The following is a 6,752-nucleotide window of genomic DNA, read 5'->3' as shown; positions in this document are numbered from 1 at the left end:
GCCGCCAGCCAACGGCCTGGGAGCTGCGCCAGAATGCCTTCAAGCCCGGCGTCACCGAGAACGACATCCTGGCGTTGCCCCACGGCAAGCGCCCGCCCGCCACCGATTACCTGAAGGAGTCCTACGTCAAGCAGCACCTCGAGGTGTTCGAGAAGGAAGGCGGTTCCTTCCTCTTCACCCCCGGCGATATCGCCGACCCGATGTACACCACCTTCAACCCGAAGAAGTTCGTCATGGCCCGTTCCGACATGGACGCGGTAGTTGCCAAGTACCGCGAGACCGGCGACGTGGCGGTGCTGGAGGACGCGCTGGGCTACAAGAAGGGCGACCTGGTCGGCAAGGACATCTACCGGGTCAACGTCGACAACCCCAAGGTGGTCATGCCCAGCGGCAACGAGGGCGGCGCCAACTCGCTGTGGCGACCCGGCGGCGTGACCTATCCCGGCGGCAACCGCGAGGCCGTGCTCGACAACGTGCCGATTGCCCACGGCAATGACCTCGGCATACTGTCCTCCACCCAAGATGTGACGAGAATTCCATGACGACCCCCGATGACGTCCTGTCCCTGGCGCTGGCCAACGACGAACTGGACCGTTTCCTGGCCGGCGAGCCGTTCTATTTCGTCGAGGCGCAGACCGACAACCCCGAGCCGCAGAACGTCGCCCAGGCGTTCGACGAACTGGTGGTGCCGCAGTGGCAGCAGGACCCCGGCTTCGCGCCGCGTTTCGTCGCTGCGCTGATGAAACTGCTGGCCAGCTATCCCGACCGCAACCGCGCGATCTACCTCGCCCATCGCTGGGTCTGGTACTACCGCTACTGCCTTTCGAAGAAGCACGCGGAACCCACGGGTCGCTATGCCGGGCTGTTCGAAGTCGACCTCGGCGGGGTGGCCGCGCAGCTCAAGCAGCTGACCCAGGAGCGCAAGGCCGACCTGCTGGCCGACACGCGCTGGGCCGGTGCCAGCTGGAACAGTGACAACGGCCTGTGGGGGCCGCTGCTGCGCACCTCGGTCCACCTGCGTGACCGGCTCGGCGGCCCGGACTTCGTGCCGGACAACCCCTGAGCCGCCACGGGGCAGCGACGGATGAAATTCAACGAGCAGTGCTGGAGCCGCGAGCATCGCTTCGGCATCGGCCGTGAGGGCCTGACCGAGGCACGGCGCTCTGATCCGCTCGCAGCGCCCCGTGATCCGTCGATGCCTGGCTGGCACGCGCCCGGGGCAGGGCGCGCGCTTGGGCATCAGGCCTTGGGCGGCGGCGGGAACGCGGCCTGCACCTCGCCATCGATGCTGCCCTTGGTGCCCTGGCCCTGGGCATCCACCGCGCTGGCGCCGCCTGAGTTGAGGTCCAGCCGGCCGCCGGTATCGATGTTGCCGTTGCCACTGGCGTAGAGGTTGAAGGCGCTGCCGGAGATATTGATGCGCCCGTCGGCGTTCATCTCCAGGACGGACAGGCCACAGACCAGGCGAATCTGCGCGCCGGCCTCGATCAGATACTGGATGCTCACCTTGTCGCTCTTCATGCCGCCCACCAGCAGGCTGTCGTTCTGCTTGACCGCCCGCGAACGGTGCTGGCCGATGCGCACGTTCTCGTCATTGCCGATGTTCTTGGTACGGTTGTGGCCGACGCTGTGGCTCTCGTCCACCTCGACGACGATGTCCTGGTTGCGCTCGGCATGGATGTACAGCTGCTCGGCGCCCTTCTTGTCCTCCATGCGGATTTCGTTGAAGTTGGCCGGCGTGCCGCCCTTGCTGGAGCGACTCTTGATGCCGCTCTGGGTGGCATTGGCGGGAAGGTCGTAGGGCACCGCCTGGTCGGCGTTGTAGACGCGCCCGGTGATGATCGGCTGGTCCGGGTCGCCTTCGAGGAAGCTGACGATCACCTCCTGGCCGATTCGCGGGATCTGCACGCTGCCCCAGTTCTTGCCGGCCCAGGCCTGGGACACGCGAATCCAGCACGAGCTGTTTTCGTTGGACTGGTCGTGGCGATCCCAGTGGAAGTGCACCTTCACCCGGCCGAACTGGTCGGTCCAGATTTCCTCGCCGCCGGGGCCGACCACGCGGGCGGTCTGCGGGCCGCGCACGCTGGGCTTGCGGGTCAGCTCCAGGGGGCGGAAGGTCTGTTGCGCATCGATGCAGGTGAGGTTGCACTGGTACTGGCCGCCACCGCCGCCGCCGGTCTCCAGGGACTCCTGGGTCACCCGGTAGCTGGCGCCGACGATCAGGTATTCGCGGTTCTGGTCGGCACGGGAAAAGCCGCTGAGGCTGAACAGGTCGCCACTGGCGAGGCCGCGCGCGTTGCCGCTGAACTCGATGCGCTCGTGCAGGCTCTGCAGGGCGTCGATGCGGTTGCGCGCGTACTGCTCGCCATGCTCGCTCTGCACATACACACCGGGGTAGTCGTACAGCGCGTAGTCGCCGGCGCTGTGCGGGCGGGGGTGCGCCGAGCGTACGTCCATGCGTGCGGCGGGACGCTGGAAGTCGTAGTCGTTGAGCTCCAGGGAACCGGGCTGCACCTGCTGCGCCAGGCGCCAGTCGTTGAGGTGGTCACGCTCGCGGTGCTGGCCGTCCGGCGGGTAGTAGGGGACCTGCGCGTAGCCGGCCGGAGTGCGGTGTGCGCCATAGGCATCGGCCAGCACCAGCACGTGGCGGTCCTTCTCGTGGCGGAAGTAGTAATAGATACCTTCCTTCTCCATCAGCCGGCTGACGAAGTCCAGGCTGGTCTCGCGGTACTGCACGCAGTACTCCCACTCGCGGTAGCTGCGGCTCAGGGCATCCTCGAAGTCGGAGAAGCCCAGGTCGCGGAAGACCTGCTTGATGATCTGCGGCACGCTCTGGTGCTGGAAGATGCGGCAGTCGGAGGTGCGGCTGAGCAGCCACAGCCAGGGCCGCAGTGTCACCTGGTAGGCGGCGAACTGGCCGATGTCGATGCCTTGCCCGCAGCGCGCCACCAGGCCGTGGAAATGGCGCTGGCCGCCCTCGGGCAGTTGGACCGATACGCACAGCGGCTTGCCCAGCAGCTGGTTGAAATCCAGGTTCGCATCGCTGGAGACCAGTTGCAGGTCGTACTCGAAGAGCCGCCCCAGCTCGTCGTTGCCGGAGAAGTCGCGCAGCAATAGCGCGTCCGGGCCGAGCGGGCTGGAGACCTGGGCGAAGCGGGAAGTTTGCGTGAACGCGGTGAACTGCATGGACATATCCGGTCGTCTGCCTTGCTGGGGATTGCCGGGGCGCGCGCCCCGGCTTCAACGCGGGCTCAGGCCGCGGCGTCGGCGAAGTGATAGACCAGTTCGCCGTTTTCCACGCCGATGCGCACCGAGGCCAACTCCTTGCCTTCGAGCAGGCGGGTGAGGAACTCGCGACTCATGTCCGGCAGCAGGCTGTTGGTGAGGATGGCATCGATCATGCGGCCGCCGCTCTCGGTCTGGGTGCAGCGCGAGACCACCAGGTCGATGACCGCGTCGTCGTAGTCGAACGCGACCTTGTGGGTGCCCTCCACGCGCTTCCTGATGCGCTCCAGCTGCAGGCGGGTGATCGCCTTGAGCATGGCGTCGCTCAGCGGGTAGTAGGGGATGGTCACCAGGCGGCCTAGCAGCGCCGGCGGGAAGATTTCCAGCAGCGGCTGGCGCAGGTCCTGGGCGATGTCCTCCGGCTCGGGCAACGCGGCCGGGTTGGCGCACTGGCGAGCGATCAGCTCGGTGCCGGCGTTGGTGGTGAGCAGGATCAGGGTGTTCTTGAAGTCGATCAGGCGGCCCTCGCCATCCTCCATCACGCCTTTGTCGAAGACCTGGAAGAAGATCTCGTGCACGTCCGGGTGGGCTTTTTCCACTTCGTCGAGCAGCACCACGCTGTAGGGGCGGCGACGCACCGCCTCGGTCAGCACGCCGCCTTCGCCGTAGCCGACATAGCCGGGCGGCGCGCCCTTGAGGGTGGAAACGGTGTGCGCTTCCTGGAATTCGCTCATGTTGATGGTGATGAGGTTCTGCTCGCCGCCGTACAGCGCCTCGGCCAGGGCCAGGGCGGTTTCGGTCTTGCCGACGCCGGAGGTGCCGGCGAGCATGAACACGCCGATCGGCTTGCTGGGGTTGTCCAGGCCGGCGCGGGAAGTCTGGATGCGCTTGGCGATCATCTTCAGCGCATGGTCCTGGCCGATGATCCGCCTGGCCAGGTGGCTGTCGAGGTTGAGCACGGTCTCGATCTCGTTGCGCGCCATGCGCCCGACCGGGATGCCGGTCCAGTCGGCGACCACCGAGGCCACCGCCTGGTAGTCCACGGTCGGCAGGATCAGCGGCGCCTCGCCTTGCAGATCGCCCAGGCGCTGCTGCAGGTCGAGCAGCTGGGCACGCAGCGCATGGTGGTCTTCGCCAGCACTTTGGCTGTCCACCGCGCCGGCCTGTTCGCGCAGCCGGGCGCGGGTGGCGAGCAGTTCGTCGACCAGCGCCTTCTCTTCGCTCCAGCGCGCCTCCAGGCTGACCAGGCGCTCGCGCTCGGCGGCCAGCAGGCTCTCGCTGTTGGCGCGGCGGCCAGAGACCTCGATGCCGATGGCGTGCTCGCGGGCGATGATCGCCAGCTCGGTTTCCAGCGCCTGGATACGCCGGCGGCTGTCGTCCACTTCCGCCGGCACGGCGTGCAGGCTGATGGCGACGCGGGCGCAGGCGGTGTCCAGCAGGCTGACCGACTTGTCCGGCAGTTGCCGCGCGGGAATGTAGCGGTGCGACAGTTTCACCGCCGCCTCCAGCGCTTCATCGAGTATCTGCACCTGGTGGTGGCGCTCCATGGTCGAGGCGACGCCGCGCATCATCAGCAGCGCCTTGTCCTCCGACGGCTCGGGCACCTGCACCACCTGGAAGCGCCGGGTCAGCGCCGGGTCCTTCTCGATGTGCTTCTTGTATTCGGCCCAGGTGGTCGCCGCCACGGTGCGCAGCGCGCCGCGGGCCAGGGCCGGCTTGAGCAGGTTGGCGGCATCGCCGGTACCCGCCGCGCCGCCGGCGCCGACCAGGGTGTGGGCCTCGTCGATGAACAGGATGATGGGCTTGGGCGATGCCTGGACATCCTCGATGACCTGGCGCAGGCGCTGTTCGAACTCGCCCTTCATGCTCGCGCCGGCCTGCAGCAGGCCGACGTCCAGCGCGCGCAGTTCGACATCCTTGAGCGCCGGCGGCACGTCGCCGGCGACGATGCGCAGGGCGAAGCCTTCGACGACCGCGGTCTTGCCCACCCCGGCCTCGCCGGTGAGGATCGGGTTGTTCTGCCGGCGGCGCATGAGGATGTCCACCAGTTGGCGAATCTCTTCGTCGCGGCCGACGATGGGGTCGATCTCGCCGTTGCGCGCCTGCTCGGTGAGGTCGACGGTGAAGCGCTTGAGCGCCTCCAGCTTGCCCAGCGCGCTGGGTGCCATCGCGCCGCTGGCTTCGCCCGGCGTGGCGCCGGCATTGAAGCCGTCGCTGGCGCCCTGGCCGTTTTCCGGCGAGTCGCCCATGTAGTCGTCGAAGCGCTCGGTGAGGGTCTCCACCTTGAACTTCTCGAACTCGCGCGACACCGCCAGCAGCGCGTGCCGCAGGCTCGGGGTCTTGAGGATGCCGATGACCAGGAAACCACTGCGCACCTGGCTCTGGCCGAACATCAGGCTGCCGTAGACCCAGCCTCGCTCCACGGCTTCCTCGACGTGGGAGGACAGGTCGGTGATGGAGGTCGAGCCGCGCGGCAGGCGGTCCAGCGCTTCGGTGACGTCACGTGCCAGGCGTGCCGGCTCGAGGCTGAACTGGCGCACCACGCGGTGCAGGTCCGAATCGGGCAGCTGCAGCAACTGGTGCAGCCAGTGCACCAGCTCCACGTAGGGATTGCCGCGCAGCTTGCAGAGCACGGTGGCGGCTTCGATGGCCTTGTAGGCGGTGGGATTGAGCTTGCCGAACAGCGCGGCGCGACTGATTTCACCCATGGTGTTGCTCCTTGTCTAGTGTGCCGGCGCGCTCGGCGCGGCGTGGTGCCGGGACAGCACCAGGTCCTTCGGGTCGTGTTCGGGGCGGCCCAGCCAGGTCGTGTAGCCCAGGCGCAGCCCATGGTCCAGGCGCAGCGCGGGGACTTCCTCGCGGCGCAGTTGCAGCGTCAGTTGCCAGTCCAGTTCCTCGCCCAGGTATTCGCCGACCCAGGCCACCAGTTCGGCGAAGGCGCGGCCATCGGGCAGCAGCGCCTGGTACTGGGCCAGGCTCAGCGGGCCCAGGCAGATGCCGAAGCAGTGCTGGCGATCCCAGACCTGGCCGCCCAGGCAGAAGTCTTCACCAAGACGGGTGCAGGTCACGCCCAGCCGTGTACGTTCGGGCAGCTGCAACCATTGCCCGGCGTATTCCTCGATGCGCACCGGCACACCGAAGTAGTCCTGCAGGATGGCCTTGAGGCCATCCGGGTAGCGTGTCTGCGCGGACAGGTGCCCGGTGAAATGCAGCATCGCGTCGCCATCGATCAGCCCCTTGCCGCGCAGGCTCGGCTGGCCGCGCCCACTGAAGGCGGCCAGGCGCTCGGACCAGTAGTCGTCGTCCGGGCGATCATGGCTCACGGTCGGCCGGGCCTCGGCCCAGGCGCGGTAGAACAGGCTCAGCAGGCGGTGGTGGAAGACGTCGAGGAACTGCTTGCTGGTGCTGTCGCCATGGTTGCGCTGGCGGTCGCGCACGTACTCGGTGATGTGCAGCGGCAGCGGGCCGTTGGGGCCGCCCAGGCCGAAGAAGAATTGCTCCAGGCGCCACGGCGCGCCGCCCTCGGG

The 6,752-nt window shown here is 67.8% G+C and carries 4 protein-coding genes and 1 pseudogene; 2 read left to right on the top strand and 3 right to left on the bottom strand.

The genetic code is table 11. The features are described 5' to 3' along the window. Together ACCC94_RS26550 and ACCC94_RS26545 are read left to right on the top strand one after the other, a co-directional pair. Window positions 1-542: pseudogene (locus ACCC94_RS26550) on the top strand (hypothetical protein); the annotation flags it as partial. Then, window positions 539-1,063: a hypothetical protein gene (locus tag ACCC94_RS26545; protein WP_413352593.1), complete on the top strand. Its 525-nt coding sequence runs from the start codon at window positions 539-541 to the stop codon at window positions 1,061-1,063. The pseudogene ACCC94_RS26550 and the gene ACCC94_RS26545, both read left to right, overlap by 4 nt. 176 nt (window positions 1,064-1,239) lie before the next feature. Here the strand turns inward: ACCC94_RS26545 and ACCC94_RS26540 are convergent, their stop codons facing one another. The 3 genes from ACCC94_RS26540 to tssG all read right to left on the bottom strand — a co-directional run. After that, window positions 1,240-3,186, bottom strand: coding sequence for a type VI secretion system Vgr family protein (locus ACCC94_RS26540; RefSeq protein ID WP_413352592.1), 1,947 nt, complete (start codon window positions 3,184-3,186; stop codon window positions 1,240-1,242). Between the two features lie 65 nt (window positions 3,187-3,251). Then, on the bottom strand, window positions 3,252-5,933 hold the full coding sequence (tssH, locus tag ACCC94_RS26535) for a type VI secretion system ATPase TssH (protein ID WP_413352591.1): 2,682 nt from the start codon (window positions 5,931-5,933) through the stop codon (window positions 3,252-3,254). A 15-nt stretch (window positions 5,934-5,948) separates the two neighbouring features. Next, window positions 5,949-6,752: type VI secretion system baseplate subunit TssG (gene tssG / locus ACCC94_RS26530; protein WP_413352590.1), on the bottom strand; the 804-nt coding region annotated here is incomplete at its 5' end.

This window comes from Pseudomonas sp. Pseusp97 (assembly GCF_047304025.1).
Taxonomy (GTDB): domain Bacteria; phylum Pseudomonadota; class Gammaproteobacteria; order Pseudomonadales; family Pseudomonadaceae; genus Pseudomonas.
The sequence above is the reverse complement of the archived record's forward strand: the minus strand, read 5'-3'. Positions and strand labels throughout refer to the sequence as shown.